Raw genomic sequence first — 22688 nt, forward strand, 5'->3', positions numbered from 1 at the left:
GCTTGGTGGGATTGGAAAAAGAGTGCGGCCAGAGGATTGCAAAGGGCCGCTGGGCGCCCCATCGCCGGCAAGCCAGCTCCCACCCCGACTGCATCGGCTTCAAGCCATGTGCAGTACTTGTGGGAGCCGGCTTGCCGGCGATGGGGCGCGCAGCGGCCCCGGGTTTTACATCAATGCGAGAGGTAGACGGTCAGGGTCTGGCCTGGCTTGAGGGCGTGGCCGCTGCGTGGGTTCCAGCGCTTGAGGTGCTGCATTTCCACGTTGAAGCGTTTGGCCACCAGGTACAGCGAGTCGCCCTTGCGCACCTTGTACTGGGTGGAGCGCTTGCCGGATGCCGCTACCCGGTTACCGGCGGCACTCGGTCCCTTGCCACCGCGCAGGGCCAGCACCTGGCCGGCCCGCAGGCTGTTGCCGGACAGGCGGTTCCAGCGCTTGATGTCACTGACCGAGACGCGATTGGCCTTGGCGATCGCGCCCAGGTTGTCGCCGCGTTTGACCCGGTAGCTGCGCGCCGCCACCGGTGCCTTGGCTTCGGCTACGGCGCGGGCGAACACGGCCTTGTTCGGTTGCAGGCTGACCAGTTGCTCGGGCTTGAGGTTGGACAGGCTGTCGCTCAGCAGCTGCGCCTTGGCCGTCGGCACCAGCAGTTGCTGCGGGCCGTCCACGGTCATGCGCTTCTTGAAGGCCGGGTTGAGCTGGATCAGCTCGTCTTCGTCGATGTTGGCAAAGGCCGCCACCCGCGACAGGTCCAGGCGATCATTGATGGCGACCGCTTCGAAGTAGGGCTCGTTGGCAATCGGGTTCAGGTTCACGCCATAGGCTTCAGGCGTAAGCACCACCTGCGAGAGGGCCAGCAGCTTGGGCACATAGTCGCGGGTTTCCTGAGGCAGCGGCAGGTTCCAGTAGTCGGTTGGCAGGCCGAGCCGTTCGTTGCGCTCCATGGCGCGGCTAACCGTGCCTTCGCCGGCGTTGTAGGCGGCCAGGGCCAGCAGCCAGTCACCGTTGAACATGTCGTGCAGGCGGGTCAGGTAGTCCAGTGCGGCGTTGGTCGACGCGGTGATATCGCGGCGGCCATCGTAGAAATTGGTCTGGCGCAGGTTGAAGTGGCGGCCTGTCGCTGGCATGAACTGCCACATGCCGGCAGCACTGGCGCGTGAATAGGCCATCGGGTTGTAGGCACTTTCGATGGCGGGCAGCAGGGCCAGCTCCAGCGGCATGTCGCGCTCTTCAAGACGCTCGACGATGTAGTGCAGGTAGAGGCTGCCGCGCTCGCCGGCACTTTCGATGAAGGTCGGGTTGCTGGCGAACCACAGGCGCTGCTGCTCGATGCGCGGATTGACGTCGATGCTGTCCTGCAGGGCAAAGCCCTGGCGCATGCGCTCCCAGACATCCTGCGGTGCCTGCTCGGCCGGCTTGACCAGCAGCGGTGCAGGTTTGTGCTTGATCCGCGCCTGGTAGTTGTGCGCGCGAACGCTTTCGGATTCGTCAAGCTGACGGGTGCTCTGGCAGCCCACCAGGGTGGCGGCCAGAGCCAGCGCACTGATTTGGGCCAGGCGCGTCAGGGCGACGGAATGAGAGGTTCTGCGGCTACGGGAAGACATCGGCTGAGACAGGTATCCGGGCGAAAAATTTCGGCGATTCTAGAAACCGCTCCGGGCCTGGTCAACCTTTGACCATCGATTGCGATATATCTTGAGGTTATCAGAAGGTGTCCTTCCAAGACCTCAAGGCAGCAAAAACAGTGACCTGCGAGTCGTTTGGATGTCCCTTCCATTCGTCTGCTTTTTGTTTAACTAATGTTTCAGAGGTACGCAGGAAGGGGTTGGTCAGGCGTTCCAGGCCAATCGTTGATGGCAAGGTGATGCGATTGTCGGCGCGTAAACGGGTAACGTCCTCGAACCGCTTTAGAACGTGCTGGTTGGTAGGTTCCACCGCCTTTGCAAAGCGCAGGTTGCTGAGGGTGTATTCGTGGGCGCAGTACACTTCGGTGTGGGCCGGCAGTGCCGCCAGGCGGGCCAGGGCCGGCTGCATCTGTTCGGGTGTACCCTCGAACATGCGCCCGCAGCCGGCGGCGAACAGGGTGTCGCCACTGAACAGCACTGGCGTTGCCGGTTGGTCGCTGAAGAACGCGATATGCCCCAAGGTGTGGCCGGGCACTGCCAGTACCTGGAACGTCATGCCCAGCACCGTCACCTGGTCGCCTTCGTCCAGTGCCAGGTCGCGGCAGGGAATACGTTCGTTGGCAGGGCCGCACACCCGTGCGTTCGTCAGTTGCTTGAGCCGTTCGACGCCGCCGACATGGTCGTTATGGTGGTGGGTAATCAGGATGTCGCTGAGCACCCAGTCGGGGTTGGCCGACAGCCAGCGTTCCACCGGGCCGGCGTCACCCGGGTCGACCACCGCGCAGCGGCGTTTGGCAGTATCCTGTAACAACCAGATGTAGTTGTCGGAGAAAGCGGGGAGAGCATCGATCTGTATCATGGTGCGGATCCGATTCGCCTAGCGTGGCACATGAAGGCATCTTAGCCGCGATGGCGCGGTGGGAGAACCTTCGAGGGAGAGCGCAATGACCGACCAAGCTTTTGCCCAGGCTGACCCGGACTGGGTCAAGCTGATCAGCCTGGCCCGTGAGTGGTTCAATGGCCCGATCGGCCAACTGATGCTCAAGGAAGAGGAAAAGCTGCTGGAAGAAGAGCTGGGCCGCTTCTTCGGGGGCTACCTTGTGCACTACGGCCCCTGCGCGGAGCCGCCGCCCAGCGCCCCCCAGGTGCAGCGCAACGTGCGCCTTGGGGCGCCGCTGCCGGGGGTGGAAATTGCCTGTGAAGAGCAGGCCTGGCCGCTGAGCGAGCATGCCGCCGATGTGGTGGTGCTGCAGCATGGCCTGGATTTCAGCCTGTCGCCCCATGGCTTGCTGCGCGAGGCCGCCAGCGCCGTGCGCCCGGGCGGGCACCTGCTGATCGTCGGGATCAACCCGTGGAGCAGTTGGGGCATGCGCCATTTCTTCAGCCATGGCGCCTTGCGCAAGGCGCGTTGCATCTCGCCTTCGCGGGTAGGCGACTGGCTCAACCTGCTGGGCTTCGCGCTGGAGAAACGCCGCTTCGGGTGCTATCGTCCGCCGCTTGCTTCACCGGCCTGGCAGCAGCGCCTGGCGGGTTGGGAGCGGATGGCCGGCGGCTGGCAGAGCTCCGGTGGCGGGGTGTACCTGCTGGTGGCGCGCAAGATGGTGGTGGGCCTGCGGCCGTTGCGCCCGGAACGCCGCGAGCCGATGGGCAAGTTGCTGCCGCTGCCGCTGGCCAAGGTGAACCGCACGGCGGTCAACCCTGAAACTGACAAGCACTGAATTCAAGAGTGGTACATGAGCGATAGCGTCGAAATGTTTACCGATGGTGCCTGCAAAGGCAATCCTGGCCCAGGTGGCTGGGGGGTCCTGATGATCTACAAGGGCGTCGAGAAGGAACTGTGGGGCGGCGAACGTGAAACCACCAACAACCGCATGGAGCTGATGGCGGCGATCCAGGGCCTGATGTCGCTGAAGCGCGAATGCGAAGTGGTGCTGACCACCGACTCGCAGTACGTGATGAAGGGCATCAACGAATGGATGGTCAACTGGAAGAAGCGCGGCTGGAAGACCGCTGCCAAAGAGCCGGTGAAGAATGCCGACCTGTGGCAGCAGCTCGATGAGCAGGTCAACCGCCACAAGGTGAGCTGGAAGTGGGTGCGCGGCCATATCGGCCACCCCGGCAACGAACGCGCCGACCAGCTGGCCAACCGTGGGGTCGATGAGGTGCGCGCCCAGCGTTGAGCTGGGGTACAATCGCGGCCTTTGTAACTGATGCAAGTTGGAGCGCCCCGCGTGGAGCAGCAGCAAGATAAACGGTTCGTCATTCTCGATACCGAAACCACGGGTATGCCGGTCAGCGAAGGCCACCGGATCATCGAGATCGGCTGTGTCGAGGTGCTCGGCCGGCGCCTGACCGGGCGGCACTTCCACGTCTACCTGCAGCCGGACCGCGAGAGTGACGAGGGCGCTATCAACGTCCACGGCATCACCGACACCTTCCTGGTCGGCAAGCCACGGTTTGGCGATGTAGCCGAGGAATTCTTCGAATTCATCCAGGGCGCCACGCTGGTCATCCATAACGCGGCGTTTGACGTTGGCTTCATCAACAACGAATTCGCCTTGCTGGGCCAGCAGCATCGCGCTGACATTTCGCAGCATTGCACCATTCTCGACACTCTGTTGCTGGCACGTTCGCGCCACCCAGGGCAGCGCAACAGCCTGGATGCGCTGTGCAAACGCTACGACATCGACAACTCTGGCCGTGAGCTGCACGGCGCATTGCTCGACTCGGAACTGCTGGCTGACGTCTACCTGGCGATGACCGGTGGCCAGACCAGCCTGTCGCTGGCGGGCCATGGCGCAGACGCCGAGAGTGATGGGCAGGGCGCTGGCGGCAGCGAGATCCGCCGGATTGTCGGGCGTACGCCGGGGCGGGTGATCATGGCCAATGCCGAGGAACTGGAGGCGCATGCCGAGCGCCTGGCCGCTATCGCCAAGTCGGCGGGTGGGCCCTCCATGTGGCAGGCCCTTACCGAGACAGCTGCTGGCTGATTTATAGCCTGTACCGGCCTCTTCGCGGGCGTGCCCGCGAAGAGGCAGGCGCTGAGAACACAGGTTCAACTACCCTGAAATGGACGTCATGTCCTTCGGAGGTAGCCACCTGATGTACAAGGACCTCAAGTTCCCGATCCTCATCGTCCACCGCGCCATCAAGGCGGACAGCGTTGCCGGCGAGCGCGTGCGGGGCATCGCCGAGGAGCTGCGCCAGGATGGCTTCGCCATTCTCGCCGCCGCCGACCATGCCGAAGCCCGCCTGGTTGCCGCCACCCACCACGGCCTGGCCTGCATGCTGGTCGCTGCCGAAGGCGTTGGCGAGAACACCCACCTGCTGCAGAACATGGCCGAGCTGATCCGCCTGGCCCGCCTGCGCGCACCCAGCCTGCCGATTTTCGCCCTGGGCGAGCAGGTAACCCTGGAAAACGCCCCGGCCGAGGCCATGAGCGAGCTTAACCAGCTTCGAGGAATCCTCTACCTGTTCGAGGATACCGTGCCGTTTCTCGCCCGCCAGGTGGCGCGCGCCGCACACACCTACCTCGACGGCCTGCTGCCGCCGTTCTTCAAGGCCCTGGTGCAGCACACTGCGCAATCCAACTATTCCTGGCACACCCCTGGCCATGGCGGCGGCGTGGCCTACCATAAAAGCCCCGTGGGCCAGGCTTTTCACCAGTTCTTCGGGGAAAATACCCTCCGCTCGGACCTGTCTGTTTCCGTGCCGGAACTCGGCTCGCTGCTCGACCACACCGGGCCGCTGGCAGAAGCCGAAGCCAGGGCGGCGCGCAACTTCGGCGCTGACCACACCTTCTTCGTCATCAACGGTACTTCCACCGCCAACAAGATCGTCTGGCACGCCATGGTCGGCCGCGACGACCTGGTGCTGGTGGACCGCAACTGCCACAAGTCGGTAGTGCACGCGATCATCATGACCGGCGCCATTCCGCTGTACCTGTGCCCGGAGCGCAACGAACTGGGCATCATCGGCCCGATCCCGCTCAGCGAATTCAGCCCCGAGGCAATCGCGGCGAAGATACTGGCCAACCCCCTTGCCCGCGATCGTGGGCAGCGCATCAAGCTGGCGGTAGTGACCAACTCCACCTATGACGGCCTGTGCTACCACGCCGGGATGATCAAGCAGAGCCTGGGTGCCAGTGTCGAGGTGCTGCATTTCGACGAGGCCTGGTTCGCCTATGCGGCGTTTCATGACTTCTTCACCGGGCGCTATGCCATGGGCACTGCCTGCACGGCAGACAGCCCTCTGGTGTTCAGTACCCACTCCACCCACAAACTGCTGGCCGCATTCAGCCAGGCCTCGATGATCCATGTGCAGGACGGGGCCAGGCGTCAGCTGGACCGTGACCGATTCAACGAAGCGTTCATGATGCATATCTCGACCTCGCCACAGTACAGCATTCTCGCCTCGCTGGACGTGGCCTCGACCATGATGGAAGGGCCGGCCGGGCATTCGCTGCTGCAAGAGATGTTCGACGAGGCGCTGAGTTTTCGTCGTGCCCTGGCCAACCTGCGCGAGCACATTGCTGCGGATGACTGGTGGTTCAGTATCTGGCAGCCACCGAGCACCGAAGGTACCCAGCGCCTGGCCGCGCAGGACTGGTTGCTGCAACCGGGGGCGGAGTGGCATGGCTTTGGCGAGGTTGTGGACGACTATGTGCTGCTCGACCCGCTCAAGGTGACCTTGGTGATGCCGGGCCTGAGCGCGGGGGGTGTGCTGGGCGAGCATGGCATCCCGGCGGCGGTGGTCAGCAAGTTTCTCTGGGAGCGGGGGCTGGTGGTGGAGAAAACCGGCCTGTACAGCTTCCTGGTGCTGTTCTCCATGGGCATTACCAAAGGCAAGTGGAGCACTTTGCTTACGGAATTGCTGGAGTTCAAGCGCCACTATGATGGCAATACAGCCCTGAGCAATTGCCTGCCGAGTGTGGTGGCAGCCGATGCATCACGCTACCAGAGGATGGGGCTGCGCGACTTGTGTGAGCAATTGCATGACTGCTACCGCGCCAATGCCACGGCCAAGCAACTGAAGCGGCTGTTCACGCGCTTGCCGGAGGTGGCTGTGAGCCCGGCCCGGGCCTATGACCAGATGGTGCGTGGCGAGGTGGAGGCGGTGCCGATCGAGGCGCTGCTGGGGCGTGTGGCTGCGGTGATGCTGGTGCCGTATCCGCCTGGTATTCCATTGATCATGCCGGGCGAGCGGTTCACCGAGGCGACCCGCTCGATACTCGATTACCTGGCCTTTGCCCGGGCATTCAACCAGGGCTTCCCCGGTTTTGTCGCCGATGTGCATGGCCTGCAGAACGAGAGCGGCCGTTACACCGTGGACTGCATCACGGAATGCGAATGATCTCGACGCCGCTGCGCGCCAGTTCGAAACGGTTTTCACCGAGGTGGTTGACCTTGTCGCCGATGGCCAGGCGGTAGGTGGTGATGGGGGCGCCCAGCGTGCTGCCGTCAAGTTGCAGGGTGGATTCCTGGAACTCGTGCACGGGGTAGATACGGCCTTCGGCGTCACGGGCGTGGAATTGGCCGACCATTACTGCTGCCATTTGGGTGGAAACCTCTGAATTACGTAGAAAATGTCTGAAGGCATAGACCGTGGAACAGCCTCGGAAGTTTTCACCCTGCGGAAAAAAAACCAAAGCGCCGAGGAACGGTCATCTATAACTACAACGTCTCTTTACCCAGCAAAGGTTGGAAATTGCCATGAGCCAGGTGTATTCGGTAGCGGTTGTCGTGGGTAGCTTGCGCAAGGAGTCGTACAACCGCAAGGTCGCCCGCGCACTTTCGGAGCTGGCGCCGTCCAGCCTTGCCCTGAAGATCGTCGAAATTGGCGATTTGCCGTTGTACAACGAGGACGTCGAGGCCGAAGCGCCGCCGGAGGCGTGGAAGCGGTTTCGCGAGGAGATCCGTCGCAGTGATGCGGTATTGTTCGTCACGCCAGAATATAACCGATCAGTGCCGGGCTGCCTGAAAAATGCCATCGATGTGGGCTCGCGGCCGTACGGGCAAAGTGCCTGGAGCGGCAAACCGACGGCGGTGGTGAGTGTATCGCCCGGGGCCATTGGCGGCTTTGGCGCCAACCATGCCGTGCGCCAGTCGCTGGTGTTTCTGGACATGCCGTGCATGCAGATGCCCGAAGCCTACATTGGCGGTGCCGCAAGCCTGTTCGAGGACTCGGGCAAGCTCAACGACAAGACCCGGCCGTTCTTGCAGGCGTTTGTCGACAAGTTTGCTTCGTGGGTGAAGTTGAACCGGGCGGTTTGACGCGGTCTTTGCAGGAGCAGCCTTGTGCTGCGAAGAGGCCGGCACAGACCATACTGATGCGTGATCTGTACCGGCCTCTTCGCAGCACAAGGCTGCTCCTACAGAAACAGTGCACTGCATGTTCTAGCGGAAGCTGTAGGAAACGCCGGCATAAACGCCAAGCCCTTCGCCCGGCGTAGAGCGGGCGTTGTCCTTGCCGGCATCGTTGTAGGTGGGTGTCACCGTGGCCGCATAGCGCTTGTTGGTCAGGTTGCGCAGGTCCAGCCAGGTCTGCCAGTCGTGTTTGGGTGAATTCCAGCCCAGGCGCGCGCCGAGCAAGGCATATTCATCGGCGTGGTAGCTGTTGGCATAGTCCACCTGCACCTTCGACGCCATTTGCGTGTTGATCCCGGCATAGAAGCCACTCGGCCAGTCATAGCGCAGTTCGGCCTGGTAGTAGTGCATGGGGATGCCGGGCAGGCGGTTGTCGCCAAACTTGTCGTCATCACGGTAGTGGAAGTCGCTGAAGGTATAGGCCTGGCGCAAGCTCAGCTTGCCGGTGCCGGCGCTTTCCCACAGGGTGCTGTCGAGGCCGGCCTCCACGCCCTGGTGCACGGTAGCGCTGGCGTTGAACTCCGAGGTGAAGTTAGGCACCACCTCCACGGCCAGCAGTTCGTGGCGCACTTGCGAGTAGTACCAGGCAAGGTCCCAGCGGCCGAGCGCCGAGTCGCCACGCGCGCCCAGCTCCAGGGTAGTGGCAGTCTGGTTCTGCATCTCGATCGGCTGGATCTGTTTGCCGCCTGTGCTGGGCGCGCTCCAGATCAGCGACCACGGGTGTGGCGGTTCTACCGAGCGGCTGAGGTTGCCGTACACCTGCAAGTCCGGGCGGATGTCGTAGCGCAGCCCCAGGCGCGGTGCGTAGTCCCAGTCATGCATGCTCACCTTGCCACCTTCGGCCGGGTAGGTCACGGCACTTTCGCGGCGGGTGTAGATCATCGCAAGACCCGTGGTCAGCCACAGGTCCGGGACCAGTTCCAGGTCGTTGCCGACATGCAGCACGGTGTCCGAGCCCTGGTAGGTGAAGTCACGGGTGCGCGCGCCGAATACATCGCCATCGCGGGTAAATTGTGAAGCGCCACTGTTGGGCAGGTGCTTGGTGGTGCGCCAGCCGATGGTGGTCTTGCTTTCGTGACCAAGCAGCGTGTCGCGGCGGAAATAGTTCAGCGTGCCGCTGACATCGGTATAGGCCACCTTCAGGCGCATCGGGCCTTCACGCAGGTCCATCGGGTAATCGTGATAGACCAGGCCGGCTTCCAGGCGCGCATCGTCGTCGAGGTAGAAGGTGGTCTTGTTGCCCACCCAGGTGCTGCCTGGTTGCGGGCGGCTGTCGTCGCGGGCCAGATAGGCCGGGTTGGCAGCGCGCGGGTGGTGCTTGATCTGGTCTTTGGTCAGGCGCCCGGCCAGTTCGTTTTCGGTCTCGCGGTAGCGCAGGTAGAAGCGGGTTTCCAGGTTCGGGTTGAAGCGGTAGCCGACATTGGCAGCAATGCCCTTGGCACTGCCGCTGCTGTGCGCCTGATACCCGTCATATTCCGAGTCGGTCAGGGCCATGTAGTAGTCGAGGTTGCCCAGCACTTGCCCCGAGCTGATGTGCCGGTGCTGGTAACCGCGGCTGCCGACCTCGTAGCGCACTTGCAGCGGCGCGGCGTCGTAGCCGGTGTGGGTGACGTAGTTGATCGCGCCGCCCAGCGCCAGGGCACCCTGGTCGAAACCATTGGCGCCCCGCAGCACTTCGGCACGGCTCAGCCATAGCGGCTCGAACAACTCGTAGGGTGTACCGCCCGGGCCAGTCAGTGGCAGGCCGTCGAACATCGTGTACACCCCGGAGCCATGGGCCCCCGGCGCGCGGTTGATGCCCGAGCCGCGGATCGACAGTTTGATGCCATCGTTGCCCGCCGATTGGGCGAATACGCCGGGCTGGTAGGCCAGCACGTCCTGGTTGCTGGCCACTCGGCCTTGCCCCACGCTTTGCATGTCCACCAGGTTGCTGGCGCCTGGCACCTCCCGCAGGCGTTCGCTGGCAGCTGTCAGGTCGTTCTGCTCCTCATCGGTGATCAGCACCTGGCCCAATTCGACCGAGGATGCTGCCAGGGCGGGCTGGGCGGCAACAAAGGCAGCCAGCAGGCCAAGGCAGGACGATGGGGAATAAACGGAACGCATTGTACGACTCCAGGCGAAAGACGAATGGACAACGGCGTTGAGACGAGCGAAATGCCGCTTGGAGCACGAAGAAACTCAGCAAATCTTGCACTGCTTTCGTCAGACGCTTTTGTACGAAAGTTCTTTACAAGCCGCACCGGTGGAGAGAGGCGGCATGGGCTTCGTAAGGTGGTTGCAGACCGGCAGCGATGCCTCGCTCAATCACCCGTGGAGTACCAGCATGACTGACAACGCACTACACCCACAGCAACCCCCGGCGCGCGCCCCGGTTCGCCTGACGCCACGTGAACGGCAAGTGCTGTTGTGGTGTGCCGACAGCCATGACCCGTTCTGGCCACGGGTGGGCACCACTGAGGCATGCGGCTGGTCAGTACGCGCCGAATTCGAAATGACTCACGAACTGTCCCCCGGCGGGATGCCCAATCCGGAAGTGTACCTGCCTTCGGCCAATGGTGATTTGCGCAAGGCCGCCCTGCCTGGGGCAGGCCAGGCCAGCCCGGTTGAGTGAGGCGTCATTGGGGGCAGTGAAAAAACTGCGCAGATAAAAAAACACCCCGCATAGGCGGGGTGTTTTGTGTGGCCGGGGTGATCAGCCGATCAGTTGCAGGCCGGCTTGCTGGACCAGTTCCAGCAGCGGTTGCGGGTAGACGCCGAGTACGAAGGCAAGAATGGCGATGGCCAGCAGCATGACGCCACCGGTGCGCTGTTCCCACTTCAGTGGGGCGTCGTGGCGACGCAGATTAGGCTCGACCAGGTACAGGGTGACCATGACGCGCAGGTAGTAGTACACGCCGATGGCGCTACCGATCACCAGCGCACCGACCAGCCACCACAGGTGCGACTCGACGCCAGTGGCGATGATGTAGAACTTGCCGATGAAGCCAGCGGTCAGCGGGATACCCGCCAGCGACAGCATCATCACGGTCAGTACCGCGGTCAGGTACGGGCGGCGCCAGAACAGGCCGCGGTACTCGTACAGTGCATCGGCGTCACGGCCGCCGTAAGGCGAGGACATCAGGGTGATGACACCGAAGGCGCCCAGGCTGGTGATCACATAGGTGACCAGGTACACGCCCATGGCTTCCAGGGCCAGGCCTTTGCTGGCAACCAGGGCAATGACCAGGTAGCCGAAGTGGGCGATGGACGAGTAACCCAGCAGGCGCTTGAGGTTGCTCTGGGTCAGCGCCAGCAGGTTGCCAATCAGGATCGAGGCCACGGCAATCACCGCCAGCACGGTGCTCAGCGCGCCGCTGCTGGCAGCAGGGGAGAGCATGAACAGGCGCACGACAACGGCGAATACTGCCACTTTGCTGGCGGTTGCCAGGAACGCGGCGACCGGCGCCGGGGCGCCTTCGTATACGTCCGGGGTCCACAGGTGGAACGGTACCAGCGACAGCTTGAAGGCCAGGCCGACCAGCATCATGCCCAGGCCCAGCTGGGCCACCAGGCTTGGCATGCTGGTGGTTGCCAGGGCTTTGCCAATCTGGTCGAAGCTCAGGCTACCGGCATCTGCGTACAGCAGGGCCATGCCGAACAGCAGGAAAGCGGAGCCTGCGGCCGACAGCACCATGTACTTGATGCCGGCTTCCAGTGATCGCTTGTTGAAGAAGGCGTACGCCACCAGGCCGTAGACCGGTACCGACAGCAGCTCCAGGCCGATGAACAGGCCGGCCAGGTGGTTGGCGCTGACCAGCACCAGGCCACCGAGGGCCGACATCAGCAGCAGCAGGTACAGTTCTTCACGGTTGCCCGGGAAGCCCTTGGAGCCTTCGCCGAGGTAGGCGTGGGCCAATGTGACGCACGCCAGCGTCGCCACCAGGATGATCGCCATGTACAGGCAGGCGAACTTGTCGATGGTGATCAGCGGGGTAACCGCCAGCGGCGCGACCTTCAGCGCCGGCAGGATCGACAGCAGGGCCAGGTTCAGGCCCACGGTGGACAGCAGGAAGGTCTGCGAGTGATTGCGCTTCCAGGCGATCGCCAGCATCACCACCACCGTGGTGATGGTGGTGATCAGCATCGGCGCCAATGCGATGAAGTGTTGAGTGGTGAATTCCATAGCGCTCTTACCGGGCCGAAGCGAGTTGAGTGAAAGCGGAACCGAGCCACTGCTGCACACCACTCATGGTGGCGGCAGAGGTGTCGAGGAACGGCTGCGGGTACACGCCCAGCAGGATCAGCAGTACCGCCAGGCCCAGCACCATGATCAGTTCGCGACCGTCCATGCCGGCCAGTACGGTATCGGCCTTGGCCGGGCCGAAGTAGGCGCGGTGGATCATGATCAGCGAGTAGACCGAGCCGAATACCAGGCCGGTGGTGGCGATCACGGTGATCCATGGTACGTGCGCGAAGCTGCCGATCAGGATCAGGAACTCGCCGACGAAGTTGCCGGTACCCGGCAGCCCCAGCGATGCTGCGGCGAAGAACAGGCTGATCGCCGGCAGGTAGGCGATGCGGTGCCACAGGCCGCCCATCTGACGCATGTCACGGGTGTGCAGGCGCTCGTACAGCTGGCCGGACAGGATGAACAGTGCCGCAGCCGACAGGCCGTGAGCCAGCATCTGTATCACCGCACCTTGCAGGGCCTGCTGGCTGCCGGAGTAGATACCGATCAGCACGAAGCCCATGTGCGAGACGCTGGAGAAGGCGATCAGGCGCTTGATGTCGGTTTGCGCAAAGGCCAGGAAGGCACCGTAGAAAATACCGATCAGGCCCAGGGTCATGGCGATCGGCGCGAACTCGGCCGACGCGTTCGGGAACAGCGGCAAGGCGAAGCGCAGCAGGCCGTAGGCCGCGGTCTTCAGCAAGATACCGGCCAGGTCGACGGAGCCTGCGGTCGGTGCCTGAGCGTGCGCATCAGGCAGCCAGGAGTGGAACGGTACCACCGGCAGCTTCACCGCAAAGGCAATGAAGAAGCCCAGCATCAGCACGTATTCGACACCGGCTGGCAGCTCGGCCTTGAGCAGGTCGCTGTAGTTGAAGGTGAGCACGCCGGTGGTGTTGTAGTTGACCAGCACCAGGCCAAGGATCGCCACCAGCATGATCAGGCCGCTGGCCTGGGTGAAGATGAAGAACTTGGTCGCCGCGTAGATCCGGGTCTTCTTGCCGTCTGCCGAGCTGTGACCCCAGAGCGCGATGAGGAAGTACATCGGCACCAGCATCATTTCCCAGAAGAAGAAGAACAGGAACAGGTCCAGGGCCAGGAACACACCGACCACGCCGCCGAGGATCCACATCAGGTTGAGGTGGAAGAAGCCGACGTGGCGCTGGATCTCTTTCCAGGAGCACAGTACCGACAGCACACCGAGCAGGCCGGTGAGCAGGATCATCAGCAGCGACAGGCCGTCGAGGGCCAGGTGGATGCTGATGCCGAAGCGCTGGATCCACTGGAGTTTGTATTCCAGGGCCCAGGCAGGCTCGGCGCCTGGAGCGGGGGCGAGGGTGTAGTCGCCGTTAGCCCACAGCCACAGGCCGATGCCGAGCAGCAGGGACATGGTCAGCAGCGCGATCCAGCGCGGCAAGGTGGCGCCGAAGCGCTCACCCAGCCAGCACAGGAAGCCGCCGATGAAGGGGATCAGGATCAGCCAAGGCAAAATCATGACGGGTTGGTTTCCTTTGGCAAAGTCGCAAGATTCATTGTCATACCGCAGCTACTAGCACGGCACCGAGCACCAGCACGGCACCCACGGCGATAGAGGCGGTGTACCAGCGCAGTTGGCCAGTCTCGGTCTTGCTCATGGCGACATGACCGCCACGCGCCATCCGCGGAATCAGGCCGATGCTGCGGTCTACCGGGTCCTTGCGCAGGATGTGGCAGATCAGCAGGTACGGTTTGACGAAAAGCTTGTCGTAGATCCAGTCGAAGCCCCACGCGGCGAACCACCAGGCCGACAGGGCGCGACCGATGCCGCTGTTGGCGACGGCGCTGACGAAGCTGCGCTTGCCCAGGAACAGCAGGGCCGACAGCAGGATACCGGCGATGGCGATGGCACCCGAGGTGATCTCCAGCGCGTGCTTGGCTTCGCCACCGGCGTGGCCGGCACTTTCAGGCAGCACGCCTGCCAGCGGTGGGGTGATCCAGGCACCCACGAAGGTCGACAAGACGATCAGCACGCCCAGCGGCAGCCAGTGGCTGATGCCGTGGCCCGCGTGAGCTTCGGTCTTGGCTTCGCCGTGGAAGGCGATGAAGATCAGGCGGAAGGTGTACAGCGAGGTCATGAACGCACCGACCAGGCCGGCGTACAGCAGGCCGGTGTTGCCGCTGGCGAAGGCTTCCCAGAGGATTTCGTCCTTGGAGTAGAAACCCACGGTCACGATCGGCAGGGCGGCCAGGGCAGCACCACCGACCACGAAGCTGGCGTAGGCCAGTGGCAGTTTCTTCCACAGGCCGCCCATCTTGAAGATGTTCTGCTCGTGGTGGCAGGCAACGATCACTGCACCGGAGGCAAGGAACAGCAGGGCCTTGAAGAAGGCGTGGGTCATCAGGTGGAAGATCGCCGCATCCCAGGCGCCAACGCCCAGGGCCAGGAACATGTAGCCGATCTGGCTCATGGTCGAGTAGGCGAGGATACGCTTGATGTCGGTCTGTACCAGCGCGGCGAAGCCGGCCAGTACCAGGGTCACGCCACCGACCACACCTACAAGGTGCAGGATGTCCGGCGCCAGCAGGAACAGGCCGTTGGTACGGGCGATCAGGTACACGCCCGCGGTCACCATGGTTGCCGCGTGGATCAGTGCCGAAACCGGGGTCGGGCCAGCCATCGCGTCGGCCAGCCAGGTCTGCAGTGGCAGCTGGGCCGATTTACCGACCGCACCGCCCAGCAGCATCAGCGTTGCCAGCACCATCCAGGTGTCGCCAGCCTGGAATTTCTGCGGTGCCAGCACCAGCAGTTCCTGCACGTTCAGGGTACCTAGCTGGGCAAACAGGATGAACAGGCCGATGGCCAGGAACACGTCGCCGATGCGGGTGACGATGAACGCCTTGAGTGCCGCGTTACCGTTGTTGCGGTTGCTGTAGTAGAAACCGATCAGCAGGTACGAGCACAGGCCTACACCTTCCCAGCCGAAGTAGATGAACAGCAGGTTATCGCCGAGGATCAGGAACAACATGCTGGCGATGAACAGGTTGGTGTACGAGAAGAAGCGCGAGTAGCCGGCTTCGCCACGCATGTACCAGGACGCGAACAGGTGGATCAGGAAGCCGACACCGGTAACCACGCCGAGCATGGTGACCGACAGGCCGTCCAGGTACAGGGTGAAGTTCGGCGCAAAGCCGTCCACCGACATCCACTGCCACAGCAGTTGGCTGTACGCGCCGCCTTCAGGTGGCGCGACATTGAACTGCCAGATGACATAGGCGGCGGTAGCCGCCGACAGGCCCACCGAGCCGACGCCGATCAGGGCGGACAGGTTCTCCGAGAACCGCCCGCGCGAGAACGACAGCAGCAGGAAGCCTACGAGGGGGAAGACGAAAGTCAGGAAGAGAAGGTTCATCCGCGCATCTCACTGGCAGCATCGATGTCGAGAGTGTGGAAGCGGCGATACAGCTGCAGCAGGATGGCCAGGCCAATACTGGCCTCGGCGGCTGCCAGGCTGATCACCAGAATGAACATCACCTGGCCGTCGGGCTGGACCCAACGGGCCCCGGCGACGACGAACGCCAGGGCAGAGGCGTTCATCATGACTTCCAGGCTCATGAGCACGAAGAGGATGTTGCGGCGGACCATCAGGCCAACCAGACCTAAGCAGAACAGGATACCGGCGACCGCCAGGCCATGCTCGAGAGGGATAGCACCCATGATTTACTCCTTCGCCTCGTTGCGGCCCAGGTGGAAGGCGGTGACGGCTGCAGCCAGCAGCAGCATCGAGGCCAGTTCGACCACCAGCAGGTACGGCCCGAACAGGCTGATGCCCACTTCTTTCGGGCCCACGGTGGTGCCGCTGATGCCAGCGCCGCTCGTGGCGACGAACAGCACGTACAGCAGTTCCAGCAGCAGCAGGGTGCCGAGGATCACCGGCCCTGCCCAGATGCCGGGCTTGAGCCAGCCGCGCTCCTGGGCGACCGAAGCCGGGCCCAGGTTGAGCATCATCACCACGAACACGAACAGCACCATGATGGCGCCGGCGTAGGCGATCACTTCCAGGGCGCCGGCGAACGGCGCACCCAGGGAGAAGAAGATCATGGCCACGGAAATCAGCGAAATGATCAGGTAAAGCAAGGCGTGCACGGGGTTTGTGCCGGTCACCACCCGAAGGGTGGAGACCACGGCAATCCCGGATGCGAAGTAGAAAGCGAATTCCATCTTTCTGTCCTTATGGGAGCAAGCTCTTCACGTTGATCGGTTCGGCTTCGTTCTGCGCAGAGCCTTTCGGCTTGCCAGCGATTGCCATACCCGCAACACGGTAGAAGTTGTAGTCAGGGTTCTTGCCGGGGCCGGAGATCAGCAGATCTTCTTTCTCGTACACCAGGTCCTGACGCTTGAACTCGGCCATTTCGAAATCCGGAGTCAGCTGGATCGCGGTGGTCGGGCACGCTTCTTCACACAGGCCGCAGAAAATGCAACGCGAGAAGTTGATGCGGAAGAATTCCGGGTACCAGCGACCATCCTCGGTCTCGGCCTTCTGCAGCGAGATGCAGCCAACCGGGCAGGCCACCGCGCAGAGGTTGCACGCTACGCAGCGCTCCTCGCCATCGGGGTCGCGGGTGAGGACGATGCGGCCGCGGTAGCGCGGCGGCAGGTACACGGGTTCTTCGGGGTACTGCAGGGTGTCGCGCTTGCGGAACCCGTGGGAGAACACCATTGCCAGGCTGCGCAGCTGAGTGCCGGTGCCCTTAACGATGTCGCCGATATACTTGAACATGGGTCAAATCCTCACTGGGCCGCGACGGCTGGCGTGTTGTAGAGCACGATCGCAGCGGTCACCAGCAAATTGATCAGGGTCAGCGGCAGGCAGAACTTCCAGCTGAAGTCCATCACCTGGTCATAGCGCGGGCGCGGGATCGAGGCGCGCAGCAGGATGAACAGCATGATGAAGAACGCGGTCTTCAGGGCGAACCACAGGAACGGCACTTGCGGCAGGATGCCGAACGGGCCGTGCCAGCCACCGAAGAACAGGGTTACCAGCAGCGCCGAGATGAGGATGATGCCGATGTACTCACCGACGAAGAACATGCCCCATTTCATGCCGGCATACTCGATGTGGTAGCCGTCGGCCAGCTCCTGTTCTGCTTCCGGCTGGTCGAACGGGTGACGGTGAGTCACGGCGACGCCAGCGATGAAGAAGGTGCAGAAGCCGAAGAACTGCGGAATGATGAACCACAGGTTCTGCGCCTGGTACTCGACGATGTCGCGCATGTTGAACGAGCCTACCTGCACCACCACGCCCATCAGCGCCAGGCCCAGGAACACTTCGTACGATACGGTCTGTGCCGAAGCACGCAAGCTGCCCAGCAGGGCGTACTTGTTGTTCGACGACCAGCCGGCGAACAGCACCGCGTAGACCGACAGGCCGGCCATGGCGAAGAAGAACAGCAGGCCGATGTTCAGGTCGGCAACGCCCCAGCCCGGTGTGATCGGGATGATCGAGAAGCCGATCAGCAGGGCGCTCATGGCCACGACCGGCGCCAGGGTGAAGATCATCTTGTCGACGAAGGGCGGGTTCCAGTCTTCCTTGAAGAACATCTTCAGCATGTCGGCAGCGATCTGGAACATGCCGAACGGGCCAACGCGGTTCGGGCCGTAGCGGTCCTGCCACCAGCCCAGCAAGCGGCGCTCGACGAAGCTGAGCAGGGCGCCGCAGACCACCACGGCCAGCAGCACCACGATAGCCTTGACGACCTGGATGATCACGTCGATCACTTCGGGGGTGAACCAGCTCATTGTGCTGCCTCCTGCAGACCTTCGACGGATGCACCGAAGATGGCAGGCGGGATGCCGGCCAGGCCTTTCGGCAACGCGACCAGGCCAGCGCCCAGTTCTTCATTGATGCGCAGCGGCAGGCGCAGGGCCACACCGGCAACGTTCAGGCTCAGCAGAGCACCGTCGTTGACACCCAGGCGGTCGGCTTCGGACTTGGCCAGGGCCACGTAGGCAGCCGGGATGCGCTGTTGCACCGGGGCGGCGCGCGACGAGCTTTCCTCGCTGCCGAACAGGTGGAAGAACGGCACGGCAGTCCAGGTGCCACGGGCCGGGTTGAAGGCACCCGGAATGGCGCTGAACCAGCTCAGGCGGTCGCCTTGCGGCTCGATCAGGCGCACGCCCGGGTCACCGGCACGCAGGTGGCCACCGACCTCGTCCTGGAACTTGTTCCAGGCTTGCGGCGAGTTCCAGCCCGGCGACCAGGCGAACGGCACCTGCTGGCGCGGTTCGGCGGAGCCCGAGTAGCCTTCCATCGAGAAGGCGAACGCGGTGTCCTTGTCTTGCGGGGTGCGCGGTTCGTGCACGCTGATGTTGGCGCGCATGGCAGTACGGCCGGAATAACGCAGCGGCTCGCGGGCCAGCTTCATGCCCTTGATGCGGAACGCGGCGCTTGGCGCGGCGTTGACGATGCCGGCCAGTTGCGGGGCGGCTTCGGCACAGGCGCTGGTAACGTGGTCCAGCTGGGTCCAGTCGACCGGCTTGTTCAGCAGGGTGGCACGCAGGGCGTGCATCCAGCGCCAGCCCTCGTGAATCTGGATGCTGCTGTCCAGGTATTGCGGGTCGAACACCTGGAAGAAGCGCTGGGCGCGGCCTTCCTGGCTGACCAGGGTACCGTCGCCTTCGGCGAACGAGGCCGCTGGCAGTACCAGGTGGGCACGGTCGACAGTGGCGGTTTTGGAGTGGTCGGCAACGATCACCACCTTGGCTGCAGCCAGGGCAGCGTCGACCTTGGCGGCCGGTACGCGGGCGTACAGGTCGTTTTCCAGTACAACGATGGCGTCGGCTTTGCCGCTGATGACCGCGTCCAGCGCGGCATCGATGGACTCTCCACCGAGCATGGCCAGGCCGATGCTGTTGGCCTCAGGCACCACCAGGCTCAGCGAGCCGTTCTTCTCGCGCAGCTTGAGGGCCTTGGCGATGTTGGCGGCGGCTTCGATCAGCGCCGGGTCAGCCAGGGAAGTACCGGCAACGACCAGTGGGCGCTTGGCAGCGACCAAAGCGTCGGCGATGCGCTGGGCCAGGGCCTTGGCTTCGTCGTCCAGGCCGGCAACGGCAGGTGCGCTCGGGTCGATGGCATGGGCCACGGCGAAACCGATGCGGGCCAGGTCGGCCGGGGCGGCGTGCACGCATTCTTCGGCGACGTCGTCCAGCTTGGTTTCAGCCAGGGAGGCGATGAACAGCGGGTACAGCGCGTGCTGGCCGATGTTCTTCACCGCGGCGTCGAGCCACGGCTGCACTTTCATCGCTTCGGCCATGGCCTCGGCCTTGCCTTTGGTGGCCTGGCGTACAGCCAGGGCGACGCGGGCAGCGGTCTGGGTCAGGTCTTCACCCAGCACGAACACGGCGTCGTGGTCTTCGATGTCGCGCAGCGTTGGCACCGGCAGCGGGCTGTTGTTCAGCACGTTCAGGGCCAGGCGCACGCGGGCCAGTTCGCCTGCTTCCATGCCGGAGTAGAAGTACTCGGCGCCGACCAGCTCACGCAGGCCGTAGTTGCTTTCGAGGCTGGCGCGTGGCGAGCCGATACCGACGATGGTGCGGCCGCGCAGCAGGTCGGCGGCCTTGTCCAGGGCGGCGTCCAGGCCCAGCTTGGTGCCGTCGGCCAGGTGTGGCTGGCGTGGGCGATCCTTGCGGTTGACGTAGCCGTAACCGAAGCGGCCACGGTCGCACAGGAAGTACTGGTTGACCGAGCCGTTGAAGCGGTTTTCGATCCGGCGCAGTTCGCCATAGCGCTCGCCGGGGCTGATGTTGCAGCCGCTGGAGCAGCCGTGGCAGATGCTTGGGGCGAACTGCATGTCCCACTTGCGGTTGTAACGCTCGGAGTGGGTCTTGTCGGTGAAAACACCGGTCGGGCAGACCTCGGTCAGGTTGCCGGAGAATTCGCTCTCCAGCACGCCGTCTTCGACGCGGCCGAAGTACACGTTGTCGTGAGCGCCGTAGACGCCCAGGTCGGTACCGCCGGCGTAGTCCTTGTAGTAGCGCACGCAGCGGTAGCAGGCGATGCAGCGGTTCATCTCATGGGCGATGAACGGGCCGAGGTCCTGGTTCTGGTGGGTACGCTTGGTGAAACGGTAGCGGCGCTCGTTGTGGCCGGTCATTACCGTCATGTCTTGCAGGTGGCAGTGACCGCCTTCCTCGCACACCGGGCAGTCGTGCGGGTGGTTGGTCATCAGCCATTCGACGACGCTGGCGCGAAACGCCTTGGACTCGTCATCTTCGATGGAAATCCAGGTGCCGTCGGAAGCAGGGGTCATGCAGGACATGACGATACGACCACGGGTGTCGTTCTCGTCGGTGTACTGCTTGACCGCGCACTGCCGGCAGGCGCCAACGCTACCAAGCGCCGGGTGCCAGCAGAAATAAGGGATGTCGAGGCCTAGCGACAGACACGCCTGTAACAGGTTGTCTGCACCGTTGACTTCGAGCGCTTTGCCGTCTACGTGGATAGTGGCCATTGTTCAAAGTTCTTCGTTGGCCCGCGTGAGCGGGCGTGGCTAATGGAAATCGGTGGGCTTGCGACACGCCGCGAATGAATCGGGCCTGTCGGCAAGCTGGCGAGTGGCACGGACCACCCGCCTAATCATCTTGCTATGCGCCGACCACGATCGGCCCGGCCTGGATTGGCTTGGCCAGGTTTGGGCGCAGGGTGTCACCAGCGGATGCTGGGGCGACACCGGCCTCGAACTCGGACCGGAAGTATTTGATGGCACTGCCCAGCGGCTCGACGGCACCCGGTGCGTGAGCACAGAAGGTACGGCCTGGGCCGAGGAAGTTGACCAGGCCCAGAAGCGTCTCGATGTCTTCGGCACGGCCTTGGCCGTTTTCCAGTGCGCGCAGCATCTTCACGCTCCACGGCAGGCCGTCACGGCATGGCGTGCACCAGCCGCACGACTCGCGGGCGAAGAACTCTTCCATGTTGCGCAGCAGCGAGACCATGTTGACGCTGTCGTCTACCGCCATGGCCAGGCCAGTACCCATACGGGTGCCGACCTTGGCGATGCCGCCGGCGTACATTTGCGCGTCGAGGTGCTCGGGCAGCAGGAAGCCGGTACCGGCGCCGCCTGGCTGCCAGCACTTGAGCTTGAAGCCGTCGCGCATGCCACCGGCGTAGTCTTCGAACAGCTCGCGGGCGGTGACGCCGAACGGCAGCTCCCACAGGCCCGGGTTCTTCACCTTGCCAGAGAAGCCCATCAGCTTGGTGCCGTGGTCTTCGCTGCCTTCGCGGGCCAGCGACTTGTACCAGTCGTTGCCGTTGGCGACGATGGCCGGCACGTTGCACAGGGTTTCGACGTTGTTCACGCAAGTCGGCTTGCCCCATACGCCCACGGCGGCAGGGAAGGGCGGCTTGGAGCGCGGGTTGGCGCGACGGCCTTCCAGCGAGTTGATCAGTGCGGTTTCTTCACCGCAGATGTAGCGGCCGGCACCGGTGTGCACGAACAGCTCGAAATCGAAACCGGAGCCCAGGATGTTCTTGCCCAGCAGGCCGGCGGCCTTGGCTTCATCGATGGCGCGGTTGAGGTTTTTCGCAGCAGTGGTGTATTCGCCACGCAGGAAGATGTAGCCACGGTAGGCCTTCAGGGCGCGGGCGCTGATCAGCATGCCCTCGACCAGCAGATGGGGCTGTTGCTCCATCAGCATGCGGTCCTTCCAGGTGTTCGGCTCCATTTCGTCCGCGTTGCACAGCAGGTAGCGGATGTTCATGGATTCGTCTTTGGGCATCAGGCCCCACTTCACGCCAGTGGGGAAGCCTGCGCCGCCACGGCCCTTGAGGCCGGAGTCCTTGACGGTCTGCACGATGTCGTCCTGCGACATCTCGCCCAACGCCTTGCGGGCAGCGGCGTAACCGTTCTTGGCCTGATACTCGGCAAGCCACACAGGCTCGCCGTCGTCACGCAGGCGCCAGGTCAGCGGGTGGGTTTCGGCCGAACGCGCAATGCGGTTGGCCGGGCCGAAGGAAGTAATGGTCATACGTAACCCTCCAGCAGTTTGGTGACGCCAGCGGGCTGCACGTCGCCAAAGGTGTCGTCGTCGATCATCAGCGCCGGGGCCTTGTCGCAGTTGCCAAGGCAGCACACCGGCAGCAGGGTGAAGCGGCCGTCGGCGGTGGTCTGGCCGAGGCCGATACCCAGCTCGCTCTGGATCTGGCTGACGACCGATTCATGGCCGCCGATGTAGCAGACCATGCTGTCGCACACGCGGATGATGTGGCGGCCGACCGGCTGGCGGAAGATCTGGCTGTAGAAGGTGGCTACACCCTCGACGTCGCTGGCCGGGATGCCCAGCACCTCGCCGATGGCGTGGATGGCGCCGTCCGGCACCCAGCCACGTTCCTTCTGGACGATCTTCAAGGCTTCGATGGACGCCGCGCGCGGGTCCTCGTAGTGATGCATCTCGTGCTCGATGGCCGAGCGCTCTGTTTCGCTCAGGGCGAAACGGTCTGTCTGGATAAGCGTGCTGTTCAT

The 22688-nt window shown here is 63.6% G+C and carries 20 protein-coding genes; 6 read left to right on the plus strand and 14 right to left on the minus strand.

Annotated elements, in window-relative coordinates; translation table 11 throughout:
• Window positions 1-170: 170 nt before the first annotated feature.
• Together SB765_RS10990 and gloB are read right to left on the minus strand one after the other, a co-directional pair.
• The gene (locus SB765_RS10990) at window positions 171-1601 is read right to left on the minus strand and encodes a lytic transglycosylase domain-containing protein (RefSeq protein WP_063424467.1); all 1431 of its coding nucleotides are present in this window, start codon (window positions 1599-1601) and stop codon (window positions 171-173) included.
• A 100-nt stretch (window positions 1602-1701) separates the two neighbouring features.
• Window positions 1702-2481 carry a hydroxyacylglutathione hydrolase gene (gene gloB / locus SB765_RS10995; RefSeq protein WP_410931316.1) on the minus strand — a complete coding sequence of 260 codons (780 nt, stop codon included), beginning with the start codon at window positions 2479-2481 and terminating at the stop codon, window positions 1702-1704.
• An 85-nt stretch (window positions 2482-2566) separates the two neighbouring features.
• On the opposite strand from gloB, the gene SB765_RS11000 reads away from it, so the two are divergent.
• From SB765_RS11000 to SB765_RS11015, 4 genes are all read left to right on the plus strand, one after another.
• On the plus strand, window positions 2567-3340 hold the full coding sequence (locus SB765_RS11000) for a class I SAM-dependent methyltransferase (RefSeq protein ID WP_016498735.1): 774 nt from the start codon (window positions 2567-2569) through the stop codon (window positions 3338-3340).
• Between the two features lie 15 nt (window positions 3341-3355).
• Window positions 3356-3802: a ribonuclease HI gene (rnhA, locus tag SB765_RS11005; protein WP_016498736.1), complete on the plus strand. Its 447-nt coding sequence runs from the start codon at window positions 3356-3358 to the stop codon at window positions 3800-3802.
• A gap of 51 nt (window positions 3803-3853) precedes the next feature.
• Window positions 3854-4612: a DNA polymerase III subunit epsilon gene (gene dnaQ / locus SB765_RS11010; protein ID WP_341796308.1), complete on the plus strand. Its 759-nt coding sequence runs from the start codon at window positions 3854-3856 to the stop codon at window positions 4610-4612.
• Window positions 4613-4724: 112 nt separating this feature from the next.
• On the plus strand, window positions 4725-6974 hold the full coding sequence (locus tag SB765_RS11015; RefSeq protein WP_410931414.1) for an Orn/Lys/Arg decarboxylase N-terminal domain-containing protein: 2250 nt from the start codon (window positions 4725-4727) through the stop codon (window positions 6972-6974).
• On the opposite strand, the gene SB765_RS11020 is transcribed toward SB765_RS11015, so the two are convergent.
• Window positions 6958-7176 carry a hypothetical protein gene (locus SB765_RS11020; protein ID WP_016488235.1) on the minus strand — a complete coding sequence of 73 codons (219 nt, stop codon included), beginning with the start codon at window positions 7174-7176 and terminating at the stop codon, window positions 6958-6960. The two genes, SB765_RS11015 and SB765_RS11020, sit on opposite strands and share 17 nt — an antisense overlap.
• A 157-nt stretch (window positions 7177-7333) precedes the next feature.
• On the opposite strand from SB765_RS11020, the gene chrR reads away from it, so the two are divergent.
• Complete coding sequence (gene chrR / locus SB765_RS11025) at window positions 7334-7894, plus strand: class I chromate reductase ChrR (RefSeq protein ID WP_174370026.1); 561 nt, start codon at window positions 7334-7336, stop codon at window positions 7892-7894.
• A 123-nt stretch (window positions 7895-8017) separates the two neighbouring features.
• Here chrR and SB765_RS11030 read toward each other — a convergent pair whose 3' ends face one another.
• The gene (locus tag SB765_RS11030) at window positions 8018-10090 is read right to left on the minus strand and encodes a TonB-dependent receptor family protein (protein WP_410910023.1); all 2073 of its coding nucleotides are present in this window, start codon (window positions 10088-10090) and stop codon (window positions 8018-8020) included.
• A 220-nt stretch (window positions 10091-10310) separates the two neighbouring features.
• Between SB765_RS11030 and SB765_RS11035 the strand changes: the two genes are divergently transcribed.
• The gene (locus tag SB765_RS11035) at window positions 10311-10598 is read left to right on the plus strand and encodes a hypothetical protein (protein ID WP_410910024.1); all 288 of its coding nucleotides are present in this window, start codon (window positions 10311-10313) and stop codon (window positions 10596-10598) included.
• A gap of 81 nt (window positions 10599-10679) precedes the next feature.
• Here the strand turns inward: SB765_RS11035 and nuoN are convergent, their stop codons facing one another.
• The 10 genes from nuoN to nuoE form a co-directional block, all read right to left on the minus strand.
• Entirely contained in the window at window positions 10680-12149 is a 1470-nt protein-coding gene (nuoN, locus tag SB765_RS11040) for an NADH-quinone oxidoreductase subunit NuoN (RefSeq protein ID WP_019470482.1), read from the minus strand.
• Between the two features lie 7 nt (window positions 12150-12156).
• Window positions 12157-13689: an NADH-quinone oxidoreductase subunit M gene (gene nuoM, locus SB765_RS11045; protein ID WP_258653377.1), complete on the minus strand. Its 1533-nt coding sequence runs from the start codon at window positions 13687-13689 to the stop codon at window positions 12157-12159.
• Window positions 13690-13729: 40 nt separating this feature from the next.
• A complete protein-coding gene (nuoL, locus tag SB765_RS11050; protein WP_016498749.1) occupies window positions 13730-15583 on the minus strand; it encodes an NADH-quinone oxidoreductase subunit L in 1854 nt (617 codons plus the stop codon).
• On the minus strand, window positions 15580-15888 hold the full coding sequence (gene nuoK / locus SB765_RS11055) for an NADH-quinone oxidoreductase subunit NuoK (RefSeq protein ID WP_003251446.1): 309 nt from the start codon (window positions 15886-15888) through the stop codon (window positions 15580-15582). Before nuoK ends, nuoL begins: the two co-directional genes overlap by 4 nt.
• Window positions 15889-15891: 3 nt before the next feature.
• Window positions 15892-16392, minus strand: coding sequence for an NADH-quinone oxidoreductase subunit J (nuoJ, locus tag SB765_RS11060; protein ID WP_410931317.1), 501 nt, complete (start codon window positions 16390-16392; stop codon window positions 15892-15894).
• Between the two features lie 10 nt (window positions 16393-16402).
• Entirely contained in the window at window positions 16403-16951 is a 549-nt protein-coding gene (gene nuoI / locus SB765_RS11065) for an NADH-quinone oxidoreductase subunit NuoI (RefSeq protein WP_003251442.1), read from the minus strand.
• An 11-nt stretch (window positions 16952-16962) separates the two neighbouring features.
• Window positions 16963-17970: an NADH-quinone oxidoreductase subunit NuoH gene (gene nuoH / locus SB765_RS11070; protein WP_012273297.1), complete on the minus strand. Its 1008-nt coding sequence runs from the start codon at window positions 17968-17970 to the stop codon at window positions 16963-16965.
• Window positions 17967-20681 carry an NADH-quinone oxidoreductase subunit NuoG gene (gene nuoG / locus SB765_RS11075; RefSeq protein ID WP_049276690.1) on the minus strand — a complete coding sequence of 905 codons (2715 nt, stop codon included), beginning with the start codon at window positions 20679-20681 and terminating at the stop codon, window positions 17967-17969. Before nuoG ends, nuoH begins: the two co-directional genes overlap by 4 nt.
• Before the next feature lie 133 nt (window positions 20682-20814).
• The gene (gene nuoF, locus SB765_RS11080; RefSeq protein WP_341796304.1) at window positions 20815-22194 is read right to left on the minus strand and encodes an NADH-quinone oxidoreductase subunit NuoF; all 1380 of its coding nucleotides are present in this window, start codon (window positions 22192-22194) and stop codon (window positions 20815-20817) included.
• Window positions 22191-22688: an NADH-quinone oxidoreductase subunit NuoE gene (gene nuoE, locus SB765_RS11085; protein WP_012273294.1), complete on the minus strand. Its 498-nt coding sequence runs from the start codon at window positions 22686-22688 to the stop codon at window positions 22191-22193. Before nuoE ends, nuoF begins: the two co-directional genes overlap by 4 nt.

The organism is Pseudomonas sp. SIMBA_067, from assembly GCF_046534675.1.
Taxonomy (GTDB): Bacteria; Pseudomonadota; Gammaproteobacteria; order Pseudomonadales; family Pseudomonadaceae; genus Aquipseudomonas; species Aquipseudomonas putida.